The organism is Acidobacteriota bacterium (assembly GCA_039028635.1).
Taxonomy (GTDB): Bacteria; Acidobacteriota; Thermoanaerobaculia; order Multivoradales; family JBCCEF01; genus JBCCEF01.
The window spans coordinates 45,300-70,521 of sequence record JBCCHV010000015.1 but is presented as its reverse complement, the minus strand read 5'-3'; the positions used below and the strand labels follow the sequence as shown (position 1 = coordinate 70,521).

The window sequence follows — 25,222 nt, the reverse complement described above, 5'->3', positions numbered from 1 at the left end:
GCTGCGTTATCCGTCGCCTGCTCTCCTCGCAGTACGTCGCGTACGGCGGCGTCGTGGCAGCGGCGGATGTCTTGCATCTTCAAGAACCTACGGCCTCTCGCAAGAAAACCTCGAGAGAAGGGTGGGCTAGACGCCCTCTCGGCGAGCCGGCGTCGGCCGGCTCGCCCTGCGGGCCGCTGGGCCCGATCGATCCAGAATCTCAGCTCCGCTGCGGGGTGCGCGAGCGTTCGACCACCACCAGGCTGACGTCGTCCGCCAGGTCGGCACCGCCGAGGTGGCGCTCGAAGGCCACCAAGACCCCGTCGTGGACCCGCTGGGCGCCCCCGCCGGCGGCCACCAGGTCGCGCAGCCGTTCGAAGCCAAAGGCCTCACCGCGGCGATCGAGGGCTTCCGGTAGGCCGTCCGTGTAGAGCACTAGGTGATCCCCGGCCTCGAGGTCGGCGCGGGCGGCGGTGATTTCGAGCCCGGTCCGCAGGCCGAGGGGCAATCCTCCCTTGCCGAGCTCGATCACCTGCCGCCCGGGACGGACCAACAGCGGAAACGGGTGACCGGCGCAGACATAGTCGAGGCGACCGCTGGCGGGGTCGAGGAGACCATAGAAGAGGGTCATGAAGGCGCGCTGACCGCCGGTACAGCAGAGGGTGCGGTTGAGGGCGAGGGCCACCGAACGGGGCTCCGGATCGGTCGCGACGGCGGTTTGGATGGTGGCGTTGGCGATCGCCATCAACAGCCCGGCGGCCATACCGTGACCACTGGCGTCGCCGGAGAGCAGCACCAGGCGGCCATCCGGCAAAGGAATCAAATCGTAGTAGTCGCCACCAACCTCGCGGGCGGTGCGATAGGAGTGGGCGAAGGCGTAGCCGGCCACTCCGGGAAAGGCCTCCGGCAGCAGATCCCGCTGCACCAGGCGAGCCACCTCGAGCTCGTCTCGGACCCGCACCCGATCGACCTGCTCGACGATGAACAAGAAGAGCAGCGCACCGAAGGCGGTCAACCACCACAACGGCGAGGCTTCGACGAGCAGACGACCGCCCTCGGTCGAGCTGCCGACGTCGAGCCGACACTCGGCGAGGGCGAGGACCACGCACAGCAGGGAGAGGGCGAACAGAATGCGCCGCGCCGGTGCCAGCTTCTCCGAGATTCCGAGAAACAGGATGCGGGCACGATAGAAGAAGCGCCGCACGCGCCCCGCGGGCTCGTCGGCATCCTCCCGGTCGCGGGTGAGAACGGCATAGGCCTCCACCGCGTCCTCGCGGAACAGACGGCGGAACTCCTCGCGCCGCAGGCCCGCCGTGTAGTCACGAACGAAGCCTTGAATCGCCGATCTCTTCTTTCCCATCAGACTCCCCCGGGTCTCCTACGCAGCGGGCGCAGCGAGGTTCCAGGCATCGGCGGCGGGAGCTGAGTCCACGGTGGCAAGCTCTGCCGAGCCCGCAGGACCTTCGCCGAGCGCGTCAGGCGGCGTAGTGCTCGTGGATGCGACCCTGGCCGAGAATCGCCGCCACCGAATCGACCAAGCTGGGCTCGAAGCGCACCTTGAAGTTGTCTCCAGGCGCAATGCGAACCCGCTTGCCGTCGAGCCTCAGGCTCAATCGCAAGGGGGTTTCTCCGGCGTGCTCCGTCAAGACCTCGCGCAGACGCAGCATGTCCTTCTGCGACAGACCGCTGCCGAGATCGACCTCGACGGCTAGCAGCAGCTTGCGGGTGGCCTGCTCGAGAGAGGTCATCTCCTCGACATTCAGCTCCATGTCGCTGCCCCGCTCCCGCACCTGTCCCTTGACCAGCACCACCGCTTCGTCCACCAGCAGGTGGCCGAACTGCTGGAACTGATTGGCGAACAGCACCACCGGGATGCGGCCTTCGAGATCTTCGAGGGAAAAGCGCCCCATCAGGCGGCCGGCGTTGGGACCCGACTTGATCTTGGTATTGCGCACCCCGGTGACGACGCCGCCGACGGTGACGAAGTCCTCGACCGCCTCCGCCAGGCCGCCGAGGGTGTGGGTGGTGAGCGTCGCCAGGCTCTCCTCGTGCTCCGACAGCGGGTTGCCGGTGAGATAGAACCCGAGGGTCTCCTTCTCCAGGCTGAGGCGCTCCCGCTCCGGCCATTCCGAGCCCTGAGGATCGCGCGAGGCTTCTTCCTGCGCCTCGGCGGCGAACAGACCGACTTGGCCGACGGCGCGGTCCTTCCACTGCCGCTGAGCGTCCGTCAGGATGCCGTCGAGAGCGTCGAAAAGCGGCTTGCGCTCCCCCGAAGTGGTATCGAAACAGCCGGCCTTGATCAGGCACTCGAAGACCTTGCGGTTGAGCTGCGAGCCGTCGACCTCGCAGGCCATGTGGATCAGCCCGCTGAACGGTCCGACCTCGCCGCGAGCCCGCAGAATCTCCTCGACGGCGCCCTCGCCGACTCCCTTGACGGCGCCCAGGCCGAAGCGGATCTGGTCATCGATGACGGTGAACCACCAGTCGCTCTGGTTGATCTCCGGCGGCAGCACCTCGATTCCCATGTCGCCGCACTCGCGGATGTACTTGGCGATGGCGTCCGAGTTCGAGAACTCGGAGTTGAGCATCGCCGCCATGAAGGCCACCGGATAGTGAGCCTTGAGGTAGGCGGTCTTGTAGGCCAGCATGGCGTAGGCGACGCTGTGGCTCTTGTTGAATCCGTAGCCGGCGAAGGGCTCGATGTACTCCCACAGCTCCTTGGCCTTGGCGCCGTCGACGCCGCGCGACTCGGCACCGGCGACGAACTTGGCCTTCTGCTCGGTCATCACCTCGAGCTTCTTCTTGCCCATCGCCTTGCGCAGGATGTCGGCTTCGCCGAGGGTGAAGCCGGCGACCTCCACCGCCACCTGCATCACCTGCTCCTGGTAGACGATGACGCCGTAAGTCTCCTCCAGGATGGAGCGCGTCTCGGGCAGGATGTAGCGCACCTTCTTCTTGCCCTGCTTGCGGTGGATGTACTCGTCGACCATGCCGACCGACAGGGCGCCCGGACGATAGAGGGCGTTGAAGGCCGCCAGGTCCTCGAACTTCGAGGGCTCGGCCCGCCGCAGCAGGTCCTTCATGCCGCGCGACTCGAACTGGAACACGCCGTTGGTGCGGCCGTCGCAGAACAGCTCGTAAACCTTGGCGTCGTCGAGAGGCACCGCCTCGAGGTCGAGGTCGATGCCCTGCTGGCGAACGATTTTGACGGCATCGTCGATCACCGTCAGAGTGCGCAGGCCGAGGAAATCCATCTTGAGCAGCCCGAGGCCCTCGACCACGTCCTTGTCCCACTGGGTGACGATCTCGTCGCGGCTGGTCTTGTAGAGGGGGACCAGCTCTTCGATCGCCTGCGGCGTGATCACCACTCCGGCGGCGTGCACCGAGGCGTGGCGAGTCAAGCCCTCGAGGCGCGACCCGACGTCGACGATCTGACGCACCTCGGGGTCGCGCGCCACTTCCGTCTTGAGGGCCTCGACCTCTTTGGAGGCCTCCGCCAGGGAGCGGGTCATGTCCGGCACCAGCTTCGACAGACGATCGACCTTGGCATAGGGCAAGCCCATCACGCGCCCGACATCGCGAATCACGGCCTTAGCGGCGAGGGTTCCGAAGGTGATGATCTGGGCGACTTTGTCGCGGCCGTACTTCTCGTTGACGTAGCCGATCACCTCGCCGCGCCGGCGCATGCAGAAGTCGATGTCGATGTCCGGCATGCTGATGCGCTCGGGGTTGAGGAAGCGCTCGAACAGCAGGTCGTAGCGCAACGGGTCGATATCGGTGATGCGCAGCGCGTAGGACACCAGCGAGCCCGCCGCCGAGCCGCGTCCGGGGCCCACCGGGATGTCGTTTTCGCGGGCGTGACGGATGAAGTCCCAGACCACCAGGAAGTAGCCCGGAAAACCCATCGTCTTGATGATGTCGATCTCGCGCTGCAGGCGCTCGCGGTAAACGTCGACGCCGAAGCGGTCGAGGCGATCGGAGAGCTTGCGCATCTCGTCGAAGCGTTCCTGCAGGCCATCGCGGGTCACCTTCTCGAAGTAGGAATCGAGGGTGAAGCCGTCGGGCACCGGAAACTCGGGCAGGTGGAAGGTGCCGGTGGGGATCTCGAGGTTGCAGGACTCGGCCACCCGCAGGGTGTTCTCGATCGCCTGGGGATCATCCGGGAAGACCCGCCGCAGCTCGTCGACGCCCTTCATGTAGAACTGATCCGAGGCGTACTTCATGCGATTGGTGTCGGCGACGTTCTTCTGGGTGCCGATACACAGCAGGACATCGTGGGCGAAGGAGTCGTCCTGGCGCAGGTAGTGGCAATCGTTGGTGATCACCAGGGGAATGCCGAGCTTGCGGGAGATGCGCCGCAGGGCGACGTTGCAGAGGCGCTGCTCCTCGATGCCGTGATCCTGCAGCTCGAGGTAGAAGTTGCCTTCGCCAAAGATCTCGAGGTACTCGCGGGCCAGCGCCTCGGCCTCGGCCTCGCGGTTCTGCATGAGCTGCTCGTTGATCTCGCCCTTCAGGCAGGCGGACAGCGCGATCACCCCTTCGCTGTGCTGACGCAGCAGCTTCTTGTCCATCCGGGGCTTGTAGTAGAAGCCCTCGAGAAAGGCCCGCGACGACAGCTTGATCAGGTTGCGGTAGCCGGTCTCGTTCTTGGCCAGCAACACCAGGTGATTGGCCCCGCCGCCGCCGCGCCGCGGCGTGCGGTCGTGCATGTCGTGGGTGACATAGGCCTCGATGCCGACGATCGGATTGATCCCCGCCTTGCGGCAGCGATCGTAGAACTCGATGGCTCCGAACATGTTGCCGTGGTCGGTGAGGGCGACCGCCGGCATGCCCGCCGACACCGCCTCCCCGATGACGTCGTCGAGACGGTTGGCACCGTCGAGCAAGCTGTATTGGCTGTGCAGGTGGAGATGTACGAAGTCGGACACGGCAGCGCTCTACTCCTTGCGGGAATCGGACATGCGATTGGCCAGGATGATGTAGTTGAGACCGGATGCCACGGTCAGCAGGGCGGTGCTGTAGATCGCCACCGTCGACGCCCAGCGCAGCCCTTCCCAGTGCGGCAGGACTCCGGTCACCAGCACCAGCACGACGGTGGTCACCTGCGCCGCCGTGGTCACCTTGCCGAGCAGGGCCGGTGGAAACTTCTTGACATTGGCGGCCAGGTACAGGGCCCCTGCCATCACCACGATCACCACGTCTCGAGCCAGCACCAGCACCGTCACCCAAATCGGAATCGGCATCTCGGGATTGAGGCGGGGGATCGCCAGCACCACGTAGGCCGAAGTCAGCAACAGCTTGTCGGCGATCGGGTCGAGGTAGGTGCCGAGAAGCGTCTGCTGCTCCCAGAAGCGGGCGATGAAGCCATCGAGAGCATCGGTGACGCCGGCGATGGTGAAGATCAAGAGGGCCTTAAAGGCGTCACCGTCGATCACCGCGATGATGAACAGCGGCACCAATCCCATCCGCAGGATGGACAGGAGATTGGGAATGGTGAACATCAGGGCCTCGGGTCGCCGGCGAGGAACCTCAAGAGCCCAAGAGCTCCGATCCGAGGCGGATCAGGTCGAGGGCCTCGCTGCCGGAGATGCCGGTCCGCGGCAGACAGTCGGCTTCCGAAGGCACCAGGCCACAGCGTGTCGCCACCTCACAGACGAAGGCCATCGACGGCCGACGACTGGCTTCGAAACCGGCCACGCAGGACGGCTGAGGAGCCTTCGAGGAGACCAGCCGAAGCAGGCTTTCGAACACTTCCGCCCGCGACACCTCGCGCTCCGGCGAAAAGCGATGGACGCTCTGCTCGACCCGCATCAAACCCAGGTTGACCACCCGCGCGATGGCCTCGCGCTGGGGATGATCGAGGATGTCGGTGGCGATGCGCGCTTCTCCACCGCGACCGTAGCGAACCGCCGGCAGCGCCCAGTAGAGGAGCTGGGCGTGGTCGGCGCGATCGAGGGCAGCCTTGGCGGCGATCTCGGTGACCTCCCGGGGAAGCTGCGAGAAGCGCCAGCGGAACTTGGCGCGTCGCACCTTGGCGGCGAGCCCGGGATCGCCCGGATGACGGCCGGCGAGACTTTCGAAGACGGCCAGACCGCGCCCCGGATCGCCAACCTCGAGCTCGAGATCACCGCGCCGTTCGGCCAAGGCTCGATCCTCCGGCCAACGCTCCTGCAGGCGGATCAAGGAGGCCAGCTCGGCGACCGGATCGTCCGTCGCCACGGCGAGCGCACGGCGCCCTTCGAGGGTGACCAGGGAATCCGGCGACCAGCGCGAGAGGCGCTCCAGAACCTCTTCGGCGAGGTCCAGCCGTTGCCGAGCGATGGCGTCTTCGAGACGGCGCCCGAGGATGTCCTCGACGGCCGGCAGCAGGTCGCGAAAGCGATCCGCCGCGAGGCCGGAAACATCGCCGATGGCGCCATAGGCTTCGGCTGCCGCCACCAGGTCGCCCAGACCCTCGGCGGCCCGCCCACGCAGAAGCTGAGCGGCGGTATATCGCGGCAGCTCGGTGACCGCCGGCGTCAGGCGTTCGAAGGCCGCCTCGCGGTTCCCCGCGGCCAGCTCCCCCTGAGCCGCCAGCACCCGGGCGGGATGGAAGGTGTCGTCGACTGCCAGGAACTCATCGGCAGCACTCACCAGCGCTGCGCCCGGAGCCCCCGCCTCGAGCTGGGCGAAGAGGGAGCGCAGACGTCCCTTGCGGTCCTCGTCGACCAGCAGCTCATAGCCATCGAGGGGGTCGACGACGAAGGGCCGATCCGCCGCCGGGACGGCAGCCATCGGCTCCTTCTCCACGATCGGCGTCGGCGGCGCCGAGGTGCCCGCCGAGCCACAGGCCAAGGCCAGGGGCATCAGCGCCCAAAACGAGCTCGCCGCGAGAAAACGCCGGACTCGATCAGCCCTCGGTGCCACCGATGGAGATGGTCGCAATAGCATGCTTGTAGACCAGGACCTCCTCGTTGGAGGTCTCGAGGACCACGGCGAAGCGATCGAACCGCTTGAGGCGTCCCACCAGATCCTTGCCGGTGGTCAAGCTCACCTCCATCAGGTGACCTTCTTTGAGATTCTGAAAAAGAAATCCATCTTGGATATTAATGTTGTGCTTGGCCATCGAGTCTCCCGAATCCGCGGCACCGAAGGTGTTTCAGGATGTTAGAAATCTGCCCCTCGAGGTCGCGAGCATCCCACCACAGGATGTCCGCCTCCTTTCGGAACCAGGTAAGCTGCCGCTTCGCGAACCGCCGGGTGGCAGTCACCGTCTCTCGAATCGCGGTGTCCAGCGACCACTCCCCCTGGACATGTCGGGCCAATTGGCGATAACCGATGGCTTGAAAGGCTGGGCTCTCTGGGGAAAATCCCCGTTCCAGCAACCCTACAACCTCCTCTACCCAGCCACCGTCGACCATCCGAGCGACCCGTTCGAAGATGCGATCGTACAGGATATTTCGCGGTAGCGTCAATCCGAGCCGAACGGCCGGAAGCCGCGATTCTCCAAAGGGTTGGCTCGCGATCCAGCGAGAGAGAGGACGCCCGCTGACGAGCCCCACCTCGAGGGCCCTCAAGACCCTCTGAGTGTCCCCCGGAGCGAGCTTCGCGGCGGTCGCCGGATCGCTCTCTCGCAACTCCTCGTAGAGCTTCGGCAAACCTTGCTCTTGCAAGCGCTCACGCAATCGCCGGCGCACTTCGGGATCGCCCGGAGGAACCGGGCTGATGCCCTCGAGAAGAGCCCTCACGTAGAGGCCGCTCCCCCCGACCACCGCCCCCCAACGACCGCGCCGATGGATGTCGGAGATCGCCAGCCGAGCCCGGCGAGCGAACTCGCCGGCCGAGTAGGTTTCCGTCGGCGCCAGGATGTCGACCAGATGGTGGCGCACCCGGGCCTGCTCCTCGGGGGTCGACTTGGCGGTCCCGAGGTCGAGACTGCGATAGACCTGCAGGGCATCGGCATTGATGATCTCGAGCTCGATCTCCTCGGCCAGCCGCAGGGCGAGGGAGGTCTTGCCGACGGCGGTCGGACCCACGATGGCGACGACGGGCCTCATGGCGAAGAGTCTACTGCGAGTGGCTCAATCGCCCCGCGGCGAAAACGGCACCGCCACCTGGACCGCTCCATCGGCGCGCCAAAACAACGTGATGCGGCCATCGCGGTGGGTGCTCAGGGTGGCGATACGGCGCTGGCGGAAGCGCTCCAGGGTGGCCGGCGAGGGATGACCGTAGGAGTTTCCGACCCCCGCCGAGACCAGGGCCCAACGCGGTCCGGTCCGCGCCAGCCAGGGCTGGCCCGAAGAGCTCCGCGAGCCGTGATGGGCGACCTTCAACCGGTCGCAAGCCAGGTCGTCGTCGCCCTTCAGGAGCCGCGCCTCGGCGCGACGACCGATATCCCCCGTCAACAGCAGGCAGCGCCCTTCGGCCAGCGCCACCATCACCAGCGAGCGATCGTTCCGCTGGCGCCCGGATGCCGCCGCGGCAGGGTCGACGGCGGCCCCCCGTCCACCGACCAGCGCCGCCAGGCGCCAACGACCGACCGCCGGCGGCGGCCTCCCTGGAGCGATCAGTCGCCAGCGCCCACCGGCCAGCGATCGCAAGCGATCAGCGCAGGGATCTCCGCTCCACTCCTCCCCGACCCAGACCTCTCGCACCGGCAGGTAGGCCAGCAGGTCGGCCAAGCCACCGCAATGATCGAGATCCGGATGGCTCAGCACCACCGCCTCGAGGCGATGAACTCCGAGCCGCGCCAAGGCCGGCACCAGCACCCGGCCACCGAAATCGCCGTCCGGCCAGCCGGGGGCGTCCACCAAGACCGCCCGCGGGCCGTCCTGCAGTAGAACCGCGTCGCCTTGACCGACGTCGAGGAGGGTCACCGAGACGGGTCCATCGAAGGCCGCTCCAGGCCCCCCCTGAAGGAGCAGCGGCAGCAGCCACAGCAGCCGCCGCGGCCGGCGCCAAACCCAGCAAGCAACCGCCGCGAGGACGACGGCCCAGATGGCGGGAATCGCCACCGGTAGCCCCTGCCAAGGCTGCGGGCCGATACCGGAGGGTAGAGCGAAAGGCCAGGCGAGCACATCGAGCAGGGCGGTGCCGCCGGGCCCCCCGATGAGGCTCCAAAGGAGGCTGGTCGCCAGGGTGATGGCGGTCCAAGGGACGGCGATCAGATTGAGCAGCGGTGCCGCCGGATGGATCAGACCGAAGGTCGGCAGGGTCACCGGCCAGGTCGCAACCTGCGCCGCCACACTCGCCGCCAAGGCGCGGCGCAGGGCCGAGGCACCCTGGCTCGCCAAGACCGGTGCCAAGATCACCATCCCCGCCGTCGCCAAGACGGTGAGCTGAAAGCCCACCTGCTCGATCAAAGAGGGGCGGTCGACGATCAGAGCCACCGCCACCCAAGCGAGGGCGTTGCCGCTGACCGCCGGTCGGCGCAGCCAGCGGGCGCCGCAGGCCATCAAGACCATGCCGAGGGCGCGCATCAGGGAAGGCCGAGGACCGACCACCGCACCGAAGGCCAAGCACAGGGCGACGACCAGAAGGCTGCGCAGAGAGCGCGGCAACGGTAAGCAGATCGCTGCCGCCAGGCCGGCGACGATTCCCAGATGGAGCCCCGAAACGGCCATCAAATGGGCCAGACCGAGGCGGGTCAGGGCCTGGCGCCAGGGCAACGGCAGGGCGTAGGCCTCGCCGAGCAGCAGGGCGCGCGCCAGGGCGACGCCGGGCGAGCCCGGATAGCGATCGAAGAGGGCCTCGAAGCGCTGTCGCCCACCAGCCGCGGCGACTTCCCAGAGGGCCGGCGGCGCCAGCTCCTGCAGCAGGGCGGCGGCCTTGATCACCAGCCGTGGTTGCGGTCGTCGCGGCGACCGACCGTTGAGGAAGGTCGCCGGCTGGCGCAGATGAGCCAGCGCCCGCACCCGACTACCGGCCAGCGGCAAGTCACCGGCGCCGTAGACGGTCAGCGCCAGACGCCCGCTCCCGGACCACAGGCGGTCGCCCCGGCGCAGGCTCTCGATCTCCAGCCAGCAGCCCCGCCCGTCGCCACGCGGTTGCCACGGACCGACCAAACGGCCGGTCACCTCCACCGGCACCGGCCGAGCCGCCGCCACCTGCAAAGCCTGCCGGCGCTCGCCCTCGAAGACCCCCAGCAAGAGACCGCAGGCCAGCGCAAAAAGCCAGCACCGAGCGCGGCCGTCGAGGGCCAGGCTGAGAGCGGCGAGGGCGCAAATCCCAGGCACCGGGAGAGCGGACGCCGCCGCCCCGGCGGCAACGCCGCTCCACAGGGCGACCAGCATCGGTACGGCGGGTAGACGGTCGAGATAGCGCATCCCGTCCGGAAGACGGAATTGCCCGGCTCGGACCTTGCGCTATGTGAGCTTAAGGTTTGGAAACTTCGGCCGCCGACTCCGCCTCGGGAGCGAACAGAGAGAGCACCGGGACTCCTCGCTGGCGCCGGATCCAGCGCGAGGTCAGTCGCCGCCGGGCTTCCTCCAGCTCGCCCTTCGGCAGGCGCTGGGCGAGGGATTCGAAGCTGCCGGCGATCTGCACCTCGACCTCCTGCCGCTGGCTCGCCGACAGGGCGTCGAGGAGCTCCGCATCGAGCTCGACATCGAGCTCGGCGAGGCGCGCCTCGACGATCTCGGCCTCCCCCTGCAGGGGGAGCAAGCGGTGACGCCAGGCCGCCAGATCTGCCGGCAGCGCCGCCGCCAGGGCCGCCAGACGAAGCTCGACATCGAAGCTCGGGGACGCCGTTTCCCGGCGCCCCGGTGCCTGCAGCTCCTCGATTTCCTCCCAGGCCGACTCGACCGCCGGGGCGCAGTAGCCGAGGCTCTGGACCCGGCCCCGGGCGCCGCGATCACGGCGCCGCGAGAACAGCTCTTCGAGGGCGTTCTCGACCACGCTGAGGGGAATCCCCCGGCGATGCCATTCACGCGCCACCATCCAGTCCTTCGGCGACAGCAGCAGCGGCGCTCCGCGTAGACGAACGAAGACTTCCTCGACCGCCTGGAAGTAGGCGTGATCTTCCGCGCCCATCAGCTTTCCCGATTGCGCGCGTAGATCTGCTGCAGGCCGAGCAACGTGAGGCGCTGATCCACCGTTTCGATGTAGCGCGAGCCGCCGGCAATGAGCTCCGCCTGCCCGCCGGTGGCGACGATCTTGGGCGGTCCCGGGACCTCCCGCAGAAGGCGCTCGAGAATGCCGTCGACGAGGCCGATGTAGCCGTAGTAAATGCCGGACTGCATGGCGCCGGCGGTGGTTCGTCCCACCAGTTGGTCCGGCCGCCGGACGTCGACCCGATAGAGGCGCGAAGCCTGGGCGAAGAGAGCCTCGGCCGAGATCGAGATCCCCGGCGTGATGATGCCGCCGGTGTACTCGCCGGCCTGATTGATGACGTCGAAGGTGGTGGCGGTTCCGAAGTCCACCACCACCACCGGCGAGCCGTAGAGCTCGCGAGCGGCCACCGCATTGACGATGCGATCGGCCCCGACCTCGGCGGGATTGTCGTAGCGAATCGGCAAGCCGGTCTTCACCCCCGGCTCGACGAACAGCGGCTCCTGACCGAAGAAGCGTCGCGCCAGCCGATCGAGGGTCGGCTGGAGCGGTGGCACCACCGACGACACCACCACCGCCTCGGCATCGCCAGGATCGACTCCGAAGCGATCGAACAGCGGGAGCAACAGCGCGCCGTACTCGTCCGCCGTGCGCTCCGTGTCGGTGGAGAGACGAAAGCTCTCGAGCAGGTCTTCGCCACGATCGATGCCGAAGACGGTGTTGGTATTGCCGACATCGACCAGAATGAGGGGGCGCTTGGCGGCAGGGTTCATGACGGCTCCGTGACCTCGGCAGCGGCCAACGCCCGTTCCTGGCCGGTGGTCGAGTCTTCGAGACGCAGGAAACCGCGCTCGTCGAATCCCAGGAAACGCCCGGTTCCGCTGTCTTCGCCGTGACGCCAGGCAATTTCGTCACCTTTCCGGTGCAGGGAATGCTGAACGTAGTCGGCGCTCACGGTGGCCCCATCGAGGGGCTGCGAAACCGCCCGCCAGACATCCGCCGCCAGCTTTCCAGCGACTCGAGGGAGCGGCGGGACGGCAGCGCCGAGCTGGCTCAAGGCCGCCGCCGGCAGCCCTGCCGGAGCGAGATAGTTGACGCCGAAGCCAATCAGAGCCGAGGGACCGTCGTCACCGACCTTGCTCTCGATCAAGATTCCCCCCAGCTTGGCACCGCGCCAAAAGAGATCGTTGGGCCATTTGAGGCGACAGGGCTCGTCACCGCACCACTCGGCGAGACTCCGGCAGAGGGCCGTTCCCACCACCATGGGCAGCAACGGCAGAGCCTGCCGAGAAACCGGCGACAGCACCAAGGTGACATAGACTCCACCCCCCGCCGGACTCTCCCAGCGGTTGCCTCGACGGCCCCGGCCGCCGGTCTGCTCGAGGGCCGAGATCAGCATCGCGGGGGGCTCGCTGCACTCCTGGTGATACTCGTCGACGATGCGGCGGGCCAGCCGCTGGGTCGAATCGAGACGCGGCAGGATCACCCAGCTGGGTAAGCCGGCCTGCGCCGCGAAGGCCGCCTCGAAGGCCGCCAGATCGACCTGCGAGCTCATTCCCGAGCCCCGCGTCGATTCATCCCTCGCTCCCCAAAGTGGCGGAGATCTGATCGCGGCGCTCGCACAGCTCGGCCAAGCGCTGACGGTTCCCGGCGACCACCGCGGGTGGTGCCTTGGCCAGGAACTGCTCGTTGGAGAGACGCTTCTCGGCGCCGGCGATCTCGCCTTCGAGCTTGGCCAGCTCCCGACCCAGGCGCTCGCGCTCGTCGTCCCCGAGGGTGCGCTCCGGAATCTCCAACGCCACCTGGGCTCCGGCCACCCGATCGCCGACGGCGCCCTCCGGGGGCGTTCCCAGAACCACCTCGTCGACCCGCGCCAGAGAGCGCACCAGCGGTGCCTGGGCGCTCAAGAACTCCTCCAGCGCCGCGTCGTCGCAGCTCAGGTAAGCGCGTACGCCGTCCTTCGGCTGATCGGCCCGCAGGGTGCGCAGGCGGGTGACGATCTCCATCAGGGAATCCATGCGGGCTTCGGTCTCGACATCGCGCCAGTCGGGCCGGCCTTCGGGATAGGGCGCCAGGGCGAGGGAGACCGGGTGCACCTCCTGGTGTCCCGGCAGGCGGTGCCAGAGCTCCTCGGTGAGGTGTGGCATCACCGGGTGGAGCAATCGCAGACTGCGATCGAGCACTGTCAGCAGGACGTCGCCCACCGCTGGCCGCACCGCTTCGCCGAAGAAGGACGGCTTGCAGAGCTCGATGTACCAGTCGCACAGCTCACCCCAGAAGAAGTGGTAGAGGCGATGGCAGGCTTCGTCGAAGCGGAAGATCTCGAGCTTGCCATTGACCACCTCGGACGCCTCCGCCAGGCGCGACAGGATCCAGCGCTCCGGCGCCGCCAGGTCGTCACCGGAAAAGTCGTCCCGCAGTCGCGCTCCTTCGACCCGCGTCAGCACGAAGCGGGTGGCGTTCCAGATCTTGTTGCCGAAGGCGCGGTAACCGGCCATGCGCTCGAGGTCGAGGGGAATGTCGTTGCCGGGCGTGTCGAGAATCGCCAGGGTGAAGCGTAGGGCGTCGGCGCCGTAGTCCTCGACCAGCTCGGCGGGATCGAGGACGTTGCCCTTGGTCTTCGACATCTTGACGCCCTCGGCATCGCGCACCAATCCGGTGAGGTGCACCTGGCGGAAGGGCACTTGGTCGGTGAAGTGCAGACCGAACATCGCCATGCGGGCGACCCAGAAGAACAGGATGTCGAAGCCGGTGACCAGCACATCGGTGGGATAGAAGGTCTCGAGATCGGCCGTCTCCTCGGGCCAGCCGAGGGTCGACATCGGCCACAGGCCGGACGAAAACCAGGTATCCAAGACATCCGGATCCTGCTCCAGCTCGCTGGTTCCGGCCTGCTCCTCGGCTTCTTCCCGGCTGCGCGCCACGAAGCAGCGGCCCTCGCCGTCGTACCAGGCCGGCACCCGATGGCCCCACCACAGCTGACGCGAGATGCACCACGGCCGGATGTTCTCGAGCCAGTGGCTCCAGGTCTTGCCCCAGGTCGCCGGCACCAGCTCGATGTCGCCGCCGTCGACCGCCACCAGGGCGCGCGCCGCCATCGACGACACGTCACAAAACCACTGCGTCGAGATCAGCGGCTCGATGGGCTCACCGCTGCGCTGACTGTGGCCGACGTTGTGGAGGTGCTTTTCGACCTTGACCAGCAGGCCTTCGGCCTCGAGAGCCGCCACCACCCGGGCGCGCGCCTCGAAGCGGTCGAGGCCGGCGAAGTCCTCGCCGGCCGCCGCGGTCATCCGGCCGCGCCGGTCGATGACCTGAATCTGCTCGAGGCCGTGGCGCTGCCCCATTTCGAAATCGTTGGGATCGTGGGCCGGCGTCACCTTCACCAAGCCGGTGCCGAAGTCGCGGTCGACCAGCTCGTCTTCGATGAAGGGAATGATCCGGCCGACCAGCGGCAGGTCGACGCTCTGCCCGCGGAGGTGGGCATAGCGTTCGTCCTCCGGATGCATCGCAACGCCGCTGTCGCCGAGCATGGTCTCGGGACGGGTCGTCGCCACCACGATGCGCTCGTCGCCACCGGCCACCGGGTAGGCGATGTGGTAGAGCTTGCCCTCGACGGTCTTCATTTCGACCTCGAGGTCCGAGATCGCCGTATCGAGCACCGGCGACCAGTTGACCATGTACTCGCCGCGGGTGATCAGGCCCTCCTCGTAGAGGCGCACGAAGGCCTCGCCGACCGCCTGCGACAGCCCCTCGTCGAGGGTGAAACGCTCCCGGCTCCAGTCGCAGCTCGCCCCCAGGATCTCGAGCTGCCGCCGGATGTTGTCGTGATACTCGGCCTTCCATTCCCACATGCGCTCGAGGAAGGCCTCGCGGCCGAGCTCCTCACGCTTCACGCCTTCCTCGGCGAGCTGGCGCTCGACCATCAGTTGGGTGGCGATGCCGGCGTGGTCGGTCCCCGGCAGCCACAGGGCGTTGCGACCCTTCATCCGCATCCAACGGGTCAACAGGTCCTGCAGCGTCGACTGCAGGGCATGTCCCATATGCAGCTTGCCGGTCACATTGGGGGGCGGAATCATGATGCAGTAGCCGGGCCGCTCGGACGGCACCGGCACCTCGAAGACTCCTTGCTCGGCCCAATAGCGCTGCCAGCGCCGCTCGTAGCTGGCGGGATCGAATCGCTTGTCCATCGGTTGCGGGCTCGCCGTGGTCACGGGACAGTCATCCTTTCAGGCTTCGATACGGAGGGAGGCTTGCAATGGAGTGCTCCGGGCACAGATCACGGAGCGGAGTCCGGCAGGCGGTCGCGAACGGATCGCCGCGGGCCCGGGTACCGAGGACGGCACCCCACCCGCGGTCGTACCGAGCGGCGGGAACCGTCAGCTCAGTCGAGCTGGCCTTCGAGCTCGCGCAGGCGGTCCTTGATCACGACCTCGGCGAGATCGGGAATGACCTCCCAGGCGACCTCACGGGCCATGCGGTCGCCGACCAGCTCGGCCACCCGCCGCGCGATCCGGTCGACATCGGCATCGGAAAGACTGCCGGCATCACCGGCCGTGGCCGCGACCTCCGGCTCCTCGACGGCGGGTGCCGCGAAGACCGTTTCGGCGGCGACATCTGCGGCCTCTTCGGCCGGTTCCTCGACGACCGCCGACTCGACCGGGGTGACCTCGATGGCCGGCTCCTCGGCGGCAGGCTCCCCGGCGGCTGGCTCGTCAGCGACCGGCTCCTCGATGGCCGCCGGCGGCTCGGCGCTCGCCTCGGCCTCGACCTCGGTCGCTTCGTTCACCGGCGGCTGCACCTGGGTCTCGCCGCTCGCCGCCCAGGGGTCCTCCTCCCCGCCGAGGGAGAAGGGCTGTGCCTCCGAACCGAAGCCCCAATCCGCTGCCGGCGTCGCCGCCTCGCTGGGCAGGGCGAAGACATCCTCGCTCTGATCGTCGACGGCGACCTCTTCCTGGGCCTGAGGATCCGGCGCCGGCTCTTCGACCTGGCCCGTCGCCTCGGCGGTCACCGCCTCGACCGGCGGAGCGGCGTCCTCTTCGGTCACCGCCTCTTCCGTCGTTTCGACGGCCTCGCCGCCACCGGCGAGCATTTCGCCGACGACGTGCAGCAGCTCCTGCGAATCGAAGGGCTTCTTGAGATGGGAATCGGCTCCGGCCTCCTGGGCTTCGCTGTCGTCGAAGGCCTCGAAGGTACCGACCAGCAGCAACACCGGAACCTCGGGAAGCTTCGCTTTCGACTGCCGGCAGACCTCCAGACCATTGGCACCCGGCATGTGGACATCGGCGATCACGATGTCCGGCGTCATCTCGTCGAGACGACTCAGGGCCTCGTCCCCGTTGCTGACGGCCGTCACCTCGTAGTCTTCGTCCATGAAGGTCAGCTCGATGACCTTCTGGATCGTGACACTGTCGTCGGCCAGCAAAATCTTCTTGCTCATCACACCCTCCGTCCCGGCGCCATCCTGGGCTCGAGGCCGTCCCCGCGGGGAGGCGAGCCTAGAGCCGGGCTCTCAAATATTCGACGATCTTGCCGGTCGGCGTCCCCGGTAGAAAGATCTCGTCGATGCCCGCCTCCTTGAGGCCGGCGATGTCCTTGTCGGGGATAATCCCGCCCGCAAAAACCAGCATGTCGTCGGCACCTTCACCGCGCAGCAGCCGCACCACCTCCGGCAGCAGAGCATTGTGGGCACCGGAGAGAATCGACAGCCCGACGCCGTCGACGTCCTCTTGCAGGGCGGCGGTGGCGATCTGCTCCGGAGTCTGCCGCAAGCCGCTGTAGATCACCTCGTAGCCGGCGTCGCGCAAGGCCCGCGCCACCACCTTGGCTCCCCGGTCATGGCCATCGAGGCCCGGCTTGGCGATCAGGATACGGTGCTTTCGCTCACTCATGGCCGGGGATTGTAGCAGAGGTCGGCGGACGTAAATACCCTATTTCCCAAGCGAAAGCGGGAATTCGCAAGGTCCTGCCAGGGGCTGGCGCGGGCCTCAGAAAACGGCCGGTTCCTCGTAGGTGCCGAAGACGTCCCGTAGGGCGTCGCTGATCTCTCCGACAGAGCAATAGGCGCGCACGCAGTCGAGCAGCAGCGGCATGGTGTTGGCGCTGCCGGCGGCCCCCGCCTTGAGGGCGTCGAGGGTGCGCTCGACGGCCCCCCGGTCACGTCCCTGGCGCACGCCGTCGAGACTCGCCACCTGGGTCGTCGCCAGGTCGTCGCCGATGTAGAGAATGTCGATCGGATCTTCGTCCTCGACCTCGAAGGAGTTGACCCCGACCACCAGCTTTTCGGCCTTCTCAACCGCCATCTGGAAGCGGAAGGAGGCCTCCATCAGCTCCTTCTGGGGGAAACCCGCCTCGATCGCTTCGACCATGCCACCGAAGCCGTCGATCTCGCGGAAGTAGTCGAAGGCACCGTCGACCATGCGCCGGGTCATCTCTTCGACGAAGAAGCTGCCGCCGAGGGGATCGACGGAGTTGATCACCCCCGACTCGTGGGCCAGGATCTGCTGCGTGCGAAGCGCCGTGCGGGCATTCTCCTCGGTCGGCAGGGCGAGGGTCTCGTCGAGGGAGTTGGTGTGCAGCGACTGGGTGCCGCCGAGCACCGCCGCCAGCGCCTGGACGGTGGTTCGCACGACGTTGTTGACCGGCTGCTGGGCGGTCAGCGAGCAACCCGCCGTCTGGGTGTGGAAGCGCAGCATCAGGGAGCGCGGATTCTGAGCGCCATAGCGCTCCTTCATCACCGTCGCCCAGATCTGTCGCGCCGCCCGGAACTTGGCAATCTCTTCGAAGAAATCGTTGTGGCTGTTGAAGAAGAAGGACAGGCGCGGCGCGAAGGCGTCGACGTCGAGGCCGGCATCGATGCCGTATTGCACGTACTCCATGCCATCGCGCAGGGTGAAGGCGAGCTCCTGGAGGGCCGTCGAGCCGGCCTCCCGGATGTGATAGCCGGAAACCGAAACGGTGTTCCAGCGCGGCACCTTCTCGGCCGCGAAGGCGAACTGATCGGTGATCAGGCGCATCGACGGACGCGGCGGAAAGATGTACTCCTTCTGCGCGATGTACTCCTTGAGGATGTCGTTCTGCAGCGTGCCGGTGACCTTCTTGGCGATGTCCACGCCCTGCTTCTCGGCCACCGCCAAGTACATCGCAAACAGGATCGGCGCCGTCGAGTTGATGGTCATCGAAGTGGAGACACGATCGAGGGGAATACCCTCGAAGAGCACCTCCATGTCGGCCAAGGTGTCGATCGCGACGCCGCACTTGCCGACCTCGCCGAGGGACATCTCGTGATCCGAGTCGTAGCCGTAGAGGGTCGGCAGATCGAAGGCCACGGAGAGGCCGTCCTGGCCGTTGGCGAGCAGGTACTTGAAGCGCTCATTGGTGTCGGCGGCGGTGCCGAAGCCGGCGAACTGGCGCATCGTCCAGAGCTTGCCGCGGTAGCCGGTGGGATGAATCCCGCGGGTGTACGGAAACTCTCCGGGCACCGTGTTGACCTGCTCGGGTCCGAGGTCGCCGACATCCGAGGCGGTCACCAGGTGCGGCACCTCCATGCTCGACACGGTAGTGAAGTCTTCCTTCCAGAAGGGGCGCTTGGCCTCGCTGGCGGCCTTCTGCTGGCGCCAGCGCTCGGCCGCCTGGCGCGAGGCCTCGAGGGCGCGCGAACGATAGATACCCGGATTTTCCCGCTTACCACCGTCGCCGGGCTTCACCGCACTCGACTGCTCGACATCCTTGACCGCCATCGCAGGCTCCTTTCGCACCCCTTCGCTCGGCCGACGGCACTCCCCTCAGGAGGCCCGCTCCGCCCGCCGAAGGCGAGGTTTTTCTCTTTTCCAGTATAGCCGAAGGGCGCCGGCCGAAAGCTTCGCAGGGCCGTCGAAAACGCGCTACAGTGCGCGGCGCCATGGTCGCTCCCCCGCCTCGCCTTCGCCTGCTCGCCGTCGTCGGCGTGGTCGGCATCTCCTTCTCCGCCATCTTCGTGCGGTTGGCCGACGAGTCCTTCTCCACCACCGCCTTCTTCCGCGTCGCCTACGCCCTGCCGGTCCTCGGCCTGCTCGCCTGGCGACGCCGTCGCGACGACCAGCGCAGCCGCCGCGAGCGCGCCCTCGCCCTCCTCGCCGGCGTTTTCCTCGGCATCGACTTCGCCTTTTGGCACCGCGCCATCGCCCAGATCGGCGCCGGCCTCGCCACCGTCCTCGGCAACACCCAGGTCGTCTTCGTCGCCCTCGCCGCCTGGTGGCTGCTCGGCGAACGACCGGCCCGCCGCGCTCTCATCGCCCTGCCTCTGGTGCTCGGCGGCGTCGTCCTGATCTCGGGCCTCGGGGATCGCCGCGCTTACGGCTCGGACCCCTGGTCCGGGGTCGTCTACGGCATTCTCACGGGCGTCACCTATGCCGCCTTCCTGCTGCTTTTCCGACGCTCGAACCGCCGCGCCGCACCGGCCGTCGGACCGCTCTTCGAAGCCACCTTCGCCGCCGCCGTCACCAGCCTGCTGATCGGCTTCGCCGACGGCGGCCTCGAGCTCGTGCCGAGCTGGCCGAGCCACGGCTGGCTGGTGACCTTCGCGCTGGTCTCGCAGTGCGTCGGCTGGCTCCTGATCTCGCGCGCCCTGCCGCGCCTGCCGGCCCTCGAGACCTCGATTCTCCTGCTCCTCCAACCGCTCTTGACGGTCCTCTGGGGGCGTTTGCTCTTCGCCGAGCAGCTCGCCGCCGTGCAGTGGCTGGGGGTGGCGACGGTGATTGCCGGCATCGGCTGGATTTCCCTCGGCGGCGCGGTCGAGAAACCCGCCCTGAAGGTGAAGTCGTGAAGGCGGACTCGTGAAGACCCTGCCGGGTTGGGCCGCGATCGTCATCGCCCTCGGCCTGTTCGCCATCTGGAGCAATACCTTCATCGCCATCGGCTACCTGCTCGGCGCCGAGCTGTCGGCGGCGCGCTTCGACGCCGTCGGTTTGACCGTCGCCCGCGCCCTGCCGTCGGGCCTGGTGTGCTCGCTCTACTGCTTCGGGTTTCGGCCCCGCGAATCGATCGCTCTGCTGCGCCGTCACGGCTTTCGGCTAGCCCTTTGCGGCCTGTTGGTGGTGCCGATCTACAACCTCTGCCTGTTTCTCGGCCAGGAGCATGGCGTCGCCGCCCCCATCGCCTCGATCACCACCGCCCTGGCGCCGCTCTTCATCCTGGTCTTGTCGGTGATCTTCCTCGGCGAGAGCAAGACGCCGCAGAAGCTCGCCGGCCTGGCCCTCTCCTTGCTCGGCATGGCGACCATCGCCGCCGCCCACCCGACCGGCGGCAACTACGGTCTGATGGTCGCCGTCACCGCTCTGGCACCGCTGTCCTGGTCGATCTACTCAGTGATCTGCAAACCGCTGACCCGAGAGGTCTCACCGCTGTTGCTGACCTACCTGCCGATCAGCCTCGGCACCCTCCCCCTGCTGGCCATCGCGCCGTTCAAGGGGCTGCCCGAGATGGTCGCCCTCGACAGCACCGGCTGGGCCGCCGTCCTCTACCTGTCGCTGCTCGCCACGGTTCTGGGATTCGCCCTCTGGACCTACCTGCTGCGCTCCCTGCCGGCCTCCACGGTGGGCCTGACGGTGTTTCTCAATCCGCCGATGACGCTGCTCTCGAAGGCCGCCCTGGCGAGCCTTCTGCCGGCCGTCTTCACCTTCCGCATCCTGCCCCTGGAATGGCTGGGAGGAGGCCTCGCCCTCGCCGGCCTGGCGGTGGCGACGGTCCTCCCCCGGCGCCCTTCTACTCCTCCGCCATAAAGGGATAGCGGAAGTCAGTCGCCGGTACGAAGGTCTCCTTGATGGTGCGCTGCGAGACCCAGCGCAGCAGGTTGAGCATCGAGCCCGCCTTGTCGTTGGTGCCCGAAGCGCGGCCGCCGCCGAAGGGCTGCTGGCCGACCACTGCACCGGTCGGCTTGTCGTTGATGTAGAAGTTGCCGGCGGCGTGACGCAGGGCCGCCGCCAGCCGCTGGATGACCCGCCGATCGCGCGCGAAGATGGCACCGGTGAGGGCGTAGGGGCTGCCCTGATCGCAGTCGCGCAGGGCCTGCTCGATGTCGTCGTCCTCGTAAACGTAGATCGTCAACACCGGGCCGAAGATCTCCTCGCACATCAGCTTGAAGGAGGGATCCCGAGCGACCACCACCGTCGGCTCGATGAAGTAGCCCTGCGAGTCGTCGCCGTTGCCACCGAGGATGACGTCGGCCTCCGGCGCATCCTTGGCGTAGTCGATATAGCCCATGATGTCGCGGTAGGCGGAAGCGTCGATGACCGCCCCCATGAAGTTGCGGAAGTCGAGCGGCGAGCCGACCGAGATCTGACCGACGAGGTCCGCCAGCCGAGCCTCCAGGCGCGGCCACAGGGAGCGCGGAACGAAGGCCCGGGAAGCCGCCGAGCACTTCTGCCCCTGAAACTCGAAGGCGCCGCGGACGAGCGCCACGGCGAGGCTCTCGACGTCCGCCGAGGGATGGGCGAAGACGAAGTCCTTGCCGCCGGTCTCGCCGACCAGACGAGGGTACGAGCGGTAGCTGGCGACGTTGTCGCCGATGGTCTTCCACATCGACTGGAAGACCGCCGTCGAGCCGGTGAAGTGAACTCCCGACATCTCCGGCCGAGCCATCACCGGATCGCCGACGGCGCGCCCGCGACCGGGCAGGAAGTTGATCACGCCAGGCGGCAGACCGGCCTCCTCGAGGAGGCGCATGATGTAGTAGTTCGAGACCACCGCGGTGGTCGCCGGCTTCCACAGCACGGCGTTGCCCATCAGCGCCGGCGCCGTCGGCAAGTTGCCGCCGATAGCGGTGAAGTTGAAGGGCGTCACGGCGAACACGAAGCCCTCCAGGGGTCGATGCTCGAGGCGGTTCCACATGCCCGGCGAGGAGGCCGGCTGCTCGGTGTAGATCTGGCGCATGAAGGCGGCGTTGAAGCGCCAGAAATCGATCAGCTCGCAGGCCGAGTCGATCTCCGCCTGGTGGGCGGTCTTCGACTGATTGAGCATGGTGGCGCCGTTGAGGGTGTCGCGCCAAGGACCGGCGAGCAGATCGGCCGCCTTGAGGAGGACCGCGGCGCGCCCTTCCCAGGGCATTTCGGACCATTCCCGCCAGGCTTCACCGGCCGCTTCGACGGCCTGCGCCACGTGCTCCGGCGCCGCCTGGTGAACGGTCGCCAGGACGTGACCGTGATCATGCGGACAGACCGCCTCGACGGTATCGCCGCTGCGCACCTCTTGGCCGCCGATGATCAGCGGAATCTCGATTTTCTCGCCCCGCATCTCGCCGACCCGGGCCTTCAAGGAAGCCCGTTCCGGAGAGCCCGGGGCGTAGCTTCGGACCGGCTCGTTGCGCGGCGGCGGCGTCTGAAAGATGGCGTTCGACATGGCGGAGACCTCCCTCGAGGAAAATCAGGTACCGAAGCCCGGCAGATGCCGGAGAAGGCTGCGATGATGGTTGTCCGAGAGCTTCGGACGGAAACGCGCCCATGGTAGCCAAAGGCCCCCGCCGGGGCAATGGCGAAATCAGCTCGCCGGCGGACTGATCCGAGACCGGCCCCGCCAGCCGGCCCAGGCGAGGCCGAGAAAGCCGATGATCAGCCCCGTCCCGCCGATCGGCGTGATGGCGCCCAGCCAGCGCGGTCCGCCCAGGGCGAGGGCTGCGACGGTGCCCGCGAAGATCAGGCCGCCGCCGGCGAGACAGGCGCTCCCCCACGCCGTCGCCAGACCGAGGCGCGCCATCACGCCGCCGGCCAAAGTCCCGAGGGCGCTCACCATCAGGTAATGGAAGGCCGTGTTCCAGAGCTCCAGGGCCGCCGGCTCCAGGCGCTCCTCGAGGCCATGGGCCCCGAAAGCGCCACCGGCCACCGCCAAAGCCGCCATCAAACCCCCGGCCGTCAGACTCTTGCTCCCTGCCACCTGGCTCATCGCTCGATCTCCTCCGTCGCGCCGCCGAAAACCCACTCCTTCGTCGGCGGCATAGTATCGTCGGCGAATCGGGAAAGGGGTGCATTCGATGGCGAGCGTGTACGATCTGAAGCCAGCCTTTCAGCGGCTCCTGCGGCCTTTGGTGCGGGGGCTCGCCAGGCTCGGCGTCAGCCCCAACCAGATCACCGTCGGCGCTCTTCTCTTGTCGCTCCTCTGGGGTATCGCCATCACCCTGCGCCCGACCTCGAAGGGCCTGTTGCTGGCGCTGCCGGCCCTCCTCCTGCTGCGCATGGCGCTCAACGCCGCCGACGGCATGCTGGCCCGTGAGCACGACTTGCGCAGCCCCCTCGGCGCCCTCCTCAACGAGCTCGGCGACGTCCTCTCGGACAGCACCCTCTACCTTCCCCTCGCCCTGGTCCCCGGCTTCGAGCCGCGACTGGCGGTGCTCACGGCGCTGGCGGCCGCGATCACCGAGGTCGCCGGATTGGCGGCCCTCGCCGTCGGCGCCGAACGGCGCTACGACGGCCCGATGGGCAAGAGCGACCGAGCCCTCGTTTTCGGCCTCGTCGGCCTGCTTCTCGGCCTCGGCCTGGCGCCACACCCCTGGCTCCTCTGGGTGCAGGGTGCTGTCCTCGCCCTGCTGGCGATCACCATCCTGCGCCGCGTGCAGGGCGCCTTGCGAGCGGCGCCATGACCCTCGACCTACCTCGCGCCGTGCTGATCAGCCTGGGCGGGATCTTCGCCCTGCTGGTCGTCGCCTCGCTGATCGTCGTCGTGCTCGGCCGGCTGAAGCCCAATCTGGCCTTGAACGAGGTGCGCCTACGAATCAAGAGCTGGTGGATCATGGCGGTGGTCTTCGCCCTCGCCCTGGTGGCCAATCGCACCGTCACCCTGGTGTTCTTCGCCTTCGTCTCCTTTCTCGCCCTGAAGGAGTTCCTTTCCCTGGTGCCCACCCGCCGGGCGGACCGCCGGGTGCTGTTCTGGGCCTACCTGTCGATCCCCTTTCAGTTCTTCTGGATCGCGCGCGCCTGGTACGGCATGTTCATCATCTTCGTGCCGGTCTACATGTTCCTGCTGATCCCGACTCGCATGGTGCTGATCGGCGAGACCCGTGGCTTCCTGCGGGCCGCCGGCATCCTCCACTGGGGCATGATGACCACCGTCTTCAGCCTCAGCCACATCGCCTATTTGCTGGTGCTGCCGGCCCGCGGCAATCCCGCCGGCGGCGGCCCCGGCCTGCTGCTCTTTCTGGTCTTCCTGACCCAGTTCAACGATGTCGCCCAGTTCCTTTGGGGCCGCCTCTTCGGACGCCGGCCGGCGCTGCCCTCGGTGAGCCCCGGCAAGACCTTGGAAGGGCTCCTCGGCGGCGTTGCGACGACCGTTCTCGTGGCCTACCTGGCGGCTCCCTACCTCACTCCCCTGGTGCCGCGCGATGCCCTCGCCGCGGGCTTGATCATCGGTCTCGGCGGCTTCCTCGGCGACGTCGTCATCTCGGCCCTCAAGCGCGACCTTCGGCTCAAGGACTCGGGCTCCCTGATTCCCGGCCACGGCGGCATCCTCGATCGCATCGACAGCTTGACCTACACCGCCCCGCTGTTCTTCCACTTCGTCTACTACCTCTACTACTAGGCCGCGCCCTCGGACCCAACTCCCGTGCTCAAGCACCTCTTCGTCGCTCTCGTCCTGCGCCCGGTGGTGCTGATCGTCCTCGGCCTCAACGTCCGCCATCGCGAGCGCCTGCCGACCTCCGGCCCGGCGATCCTGGCGGCGAATCACAACAGCCATCTCGACACCGCCGTGCTCCTGTCGCTGCTCCCTCAGCGCCTCGCCGGCCGCATCCGGCCGGTCGCCGCCGCCGACTATTTCCTGAGCAATCCCTTGCTGGCGTGGTTTTCCCGTCACCTCCTCGGGATCCTGCCGATCGAGCGCCGAGGAAGCCGCAGCGGCGATCCCCTCGCCGCTCTCGAGGACGCCCTCGATCGCAACGAGCTACTGATCCTGTTTCCGGAAGGCACCCGCGGCGAGCCGGAGCGCATGGCAGAGTTCAAGAGTGGGCTGGGCAGGCTCGCCGAGCGCCGCCCCGAGGTGCCGGTGATCCCGATCTTCCTCCACGGCCTGGGCAAAGCCCTGCCCAAAGGCAGCCTGCTGCCGGTGCCCTTCTTCTGCGACGTGTTCGTGGGGCCCGCCCTACAGGGCCGGGACCACCAGAACCCGCGCCAATTCCTGGAGAGCTACGGCACCGCCATCGCAGACCTCGAGAAGGCCTGCCCCGCCGCCGAGTGGGAGTAACGGCAGTCCGCCG

At 67.7% G+C, this 25,222-nt stretch carries 21 protein-coding genes; 5 read left to right on the top strand and 16 right to left on the bottom strand.

Annotation, left to right across the window (positions count from 1 at the left end; genetic code table 11):
- Window positions 1-199: 199 nt before the first annotated feature.
- The 14 genes from AAF604_08720 to AAF604_08655 form a co-directional block, all read right to left on the bottom strand.
- Window positions 200-1,339, bottom strand: coding sequence for a PP2C family protein-serine/threonine phosphatase (locus AAF604_08720; GenBank protein ID MEM7049729.1), 1,140 nt, complete (start codon window positions 1,337-1,339; stop codon window positions 200-202).
- A gap of 115 nt (window positions 1,340-1,454) precedes the next feature.
- A complete protein-coding gene (dnaE, locus tag AAF604_08715) occupies window positions 1,455-4,907 on the bottom strand; it encodes a DNA polymerase III subunit alpha (GenBank protein ID MEM7049728.1) in 3,453 nt (1,150 codons plus the stop codon).
- Window positions 4,908-4,916: 9 nt separating this feature from the next.
- Entirely contained in the window at window positions 4,917-5,480 is a 564-nt protein-coding gene (locus AAF604_08710; protein ID MEM7049727.1) for a CDP-alcohol phosphatidyltransferase family protein, read from the bottom strand.
- 28 nt (window positions 5,481-5,508) lie between these two features.
- The gene (locus AAF604_08705; GenBank protein ID MEM7049726.1) at window positions 5,509-6,753 is read right to left on the bottom strand and encodes a hypothetical protein; all 1,245 of its coding nucleotides are present in this window, start codon (window positions 6,751-6,753) and stop codon (window positions 5,509-5,511) included.
- Between the two features lie 115 nt (window positions 6,754-6,868).
- Complete coding sequence (locus AAF604_08700; GenBank protein ID MEM7049725.1) at window positions 6,869-7,084, bottom strand: RNA chaperone Hfq; 216 nt, start codon at window positions 7,082-7,084, stop codon at window positions 6,869-6,871.
- Window positions 7,065-8,015 carry a tRNA (adenosine(37)-N6)-dimethylallyltransferase MiaA gene (miaA, locus tag AAF604_08695; GenBank protein ID MEM7049724.1) on the bottom strand — a complete coding sequence of 317 codons (951 nt, stop codon included), beginning with the start codon at window positions 8,013-8,015 and terminating at the stop codon, window positions 7,065-7,067. The genes AAF604_08700 and miaA overlap by 20 nt, the downstream gene beginning before the upstream one ends.
- Window positions 8,016-8,039: 24 nt before the next feature.
- Complete coding sequence (locus AAF604_08690) at window positions 8,040-10,283, bottom strand: ComEC/Rec2 family competence protein (GenBank protein MEM7049723.1); 2,244 nt, start codon at window positions 10,281-10,283, stop codon at window positions 8,040-8,042.
- A 49-nt stretch (window positions 10,284-10,332) separates the two neighbouring features.
- Window positions 10,333-10,989, bottom strand: a complete 657-nt coding sequence (locus tag AAF604_08685; protein MEM7049722.1) for a hypothetical protein — start codon at window positions 10,987-10,989, stop codon at window positions 10,333-10,335.
- Window positions 10,989-11,780: a type III pantothenate kinase gene (locus AAF604_08680; protein ID MEM7049721.1), complete on the bottom strand. Its 792-nt coding sequence runs from the start codon at window positions 11,778-11,780 to the stop codon at window positions 10,989-10,991. Before AAF604_08680 ends, AAF604_08685 begins: the two co-directional genes overlap by 1 nt.
- Complete coding sequence (locus AAF604_08675) at window positions 11,777-12,562, bottom strand: biotin--[acetyl-CoA-carboxylase] ligase (GenBank protein MEM7049720.1); 786 nt, start codon at window positions 12,560-12,562, stop codon at window positions 11,777-11,779. Before AAF604_08675 ends, AAF604_08680 begins: the two co-directional genes overlap by 4 nt.
- A 19-nt stretch (window positions 12,563-12,581) precedes the next feature.
- Entirely contained in the window at window positions 12,582-15,221 is a 2,640-nt protein-coding gene (locus tag AAF604_08670; GenBank protein MEM7049719.1) for a valine--tRNA ligase, read from the bottom strand.
- Between the two features lie 170 nt (window positions 15,222-15,391).
- Entirely contained in the window at window positions 15,392-16,447 is a 1,056-nt protein-coding gene (locus AAF604_08665) for a response regulator (GenBank protein ID MEM7049718.1), read from the bottom strand.
- A 58-nt stretch (window positions 16,448-16,505) separates the two neighbouring features.
- Complete coding sequence (locus AAF604_08660) at window positions 16,506-16,898, bottom strand: cobalamin B12-binding domain-containing protein (GenBank protein MEM7049717.1); 393 nt, start codon at window positions 16,896-16,898, stop codon at window positions 16,506-16,508.
- A gap of 96 nt (window positions 16,899-16,994) precedes the next feature.
- Window positions 16,995-18,746, bottom strand: coding sequence for a methylmalonyl-CoA mutase family protein (locus AAF604_08655; protein ID MEM7049716.1), 1,752 nt, complete (start codon window positions 18,744-18,746; stop codon window positions 16,995-16,997).
- 161 nt (window positions 18,747-18,907) lie between these two features.
- On the opposite strand from AAF604_08655, the gene AAF604_08650 reads away from it, so the two are divergent.
- Window positions 18,908-19,810, top strand: a complete 903-nt coding sequence (locus AAF604_08650) for a DMT family transporter (GenBank protein MEM7049715.1) — start codon at window positions 18,908-18,910, stop codon at window positions 19,808-19,810.
- Between the two features lie 10 nt (window positions 19,811-19,820).
- Window positions 19,821-20,765 (top strand): DMT family transporter, encoded by a 945-nt coding sequence (locus tag AAF604_08645; GenBank protein ID MEM7049714.1) that lies wholly within the window; start codon window positions 19,821-19,823, stop codon window positions 20,763-20,765.
- Here AAF604_08645 and pruA read toward each other — a convergent pair.
- Together pruA and AAF604_08635 are read right to left on the bottom strand one after the other, a co-directional pair.
- Window positions 20,749-22,380 carry an L-glutamate gamma-semialdehyde dehydrogenase gene (gene pruA / locus AAF604_08640; protein MEM7049713.1) on the bottom strand — a complete coding sequence of 544 codons (1,632 nt, stop codon included), beginning with the start codon at window positions 22,378-22,380 and terminating at the stop codon, window positions 20,749-20,751. The genes AAF604_08645 and pruA overlap by 17 nt on opposite strands.
- Window positions 22,381-22,518: 138 nt before the next feature.
- Window positions 22,519-22,920, bottom strand: a complete 402-nt coding sequence (locus AAF604_08635; protein ID MEM7049712.1) for a DUF423 domain-containing protein — start codon at window positions 22,918-22,920, stop codon at window positions 22,519-22,521.
- Window positions 22,921-23,008: 88 nt separating this feature from the next.
- Here AAF604_08635 and AAF604_08630 point away from each other — a divergent pair, with 88 nt between their 5' ends.
- Genes AAF604_08630 through AAF604_08620 form a run of 3 tightly spaced genes read left to right on the top strand, consistent with a single transcriptional unit; the run spans window position 23,009 to window position 25,209 of the window.
- Entirely contained in the window at window positions 23,009-23,614 is a 606-nt protein-coding gene (locus AAF604_08630) for a CDP-alcohol phosphatidyltransferase family protein (GenBank protein MEM7049711.1), read from the top strand.
- Window positions 23,611-24,549: a phosphatidate cytidylyltransferase gene (locus tag AAF604_08625; GenBank protein MEM7049710.1), complete on the top strand. Its 939-nt coding sequence runs from the start codon at window positions 23,611-23,613 to the stop codon at window positions 24,547-24,549. Before AAF604_08630 ends, AAF604_08625 begins: the two co-directional genes overlap by 4 nt.
- Before the next feature lie 24 nt (window positions 24,550-24,573).
- Window positions 24,574-25,209 (top strand): lysophospholipid acyltransferase family protein, encoded by a 636-nt coding sequence (locus AAF604_08620; protein ID MEM7049709.1) that lies wholly within the window; start codon window positions 24,574-24,576, stop codon window positions 25,207-25,209.
- Window positions 25,210-25,222 lie beyond the last annotated feature (13 nt).

Coding starts and splice junctions, on each gene's coding strand:
- AAF604_08665 (MEM7049718.1), bottom strand. CDS start 16,447: ATGAGCAAGAAGATTTTGCTGGCCGACGACAGTGTCACGATCCAGAAG.
- AAF604_08625 (MEM7049710.1), top strand. CDS start 23,611: ATGACCCTCGACCTACCTCGCGCCGTGCTGATCAGCCTGGGCGGGATC.
- AAF604_08700 (MEM7049725.1), bottom strand. CDS start 7,084: ATGGCCAAGCACAACATTAATATCCAAGATGGATTTCTTTTTCAGAAT.
- AAF604_08635 (MEM7049712.1), bottom strand. CDS start 22,920: ATGAGCCAGGTGGCAGGGAGCAAGAGTCTGACGGCCGGGGGTTTGATG.
- AAF604_08705 (MEM7049726.1), bottom strand. CDS start 6,753: ATGGCTGCCGTCCCGGCGGCGGATCGGCCCTTCGTCGTCGACCCCCTC.
- AAF604_08655 (MEM7049716.1), bottom strand. CDS start 18,746: ATGGCGGTCAAGGATGTCGAGCAGTCGAGTGCGGTGAAGCCCGGCGAC.
- AAF604_08680 (MEM7049721.1), bottom strand. CDS start 11,780: ATGAACCCTGCCGCCAAGCGCCCCCTCATTCTGGTCGATGTCGGCAAT.
- miaA (MEM7049724.1), bottom strand. CDS start 8,015: ATGAGGCCCGTCGTCGCCATCGTGGGTCCGACCGCCGTCGGCAAGACC.
- AAF604_08675 (MEM7049720.1), bottom strand. CDS start 12,562: ATGAGCTCGCAGGTCGATCTGGCGGCCTTCGAGGCGGCCTTCGCGGCG.
- AAF604_08710 (MEM7049727.1), bottom strand. CDS start 5,480: ATGTTCACCATTCCCAATCTCCTGTCCATCCTGCGGATGGGATTGGTG.
- AAF604_08660 (MEM7049717.1), bottom strand. CDS start 16,898: ATGAGTGAGCGAAAGCACCGTATCCTGATCGCCAAGCCGGGCCTCGAT.
- AAF604_08685 (MEM7049722.1), bottom strand. CDS start 10,989: ATGGGCGCGGAAGATCACGCCTACTTCCAGGCGGTCGAGGAAGTCTTC.
- AAF604_08650 (MEM7049715.1), top strand. CDS start 18,908: ATGGTCGCTCCCCCGCCTCGCCTTCGCCTGCTCGCCGTCGTCGGCGTG.
- AAF604_08630 (MEM7049711.1), top strand. CDS start 23,009: ATGGCGAGCGTGTACGATCTGAAGCCAGCCTTTCAGCGGCTCCTGCGG.
- pruA (MEM7049713.1), bottom strand. CDS start 22,380: ATGTCGAACGCCATCTTTCAGACGCCGCCGCCGCGCAACGAGCCGGTC.
- AAF604_08720 (MEM7049729.1), bottom strand. CDS start 1,339: ATGGGAAAGAAGAGATCGGCGATTCAAGGCTTCGTTCGTGACTACACG.
- AAF604_08690 (MEM7049723.1), bottom strand. CDS start 10,283: ATGCGCTATCTCGACCGTCTACCCGCCGTACCGATGCTGGTCGCCCTG.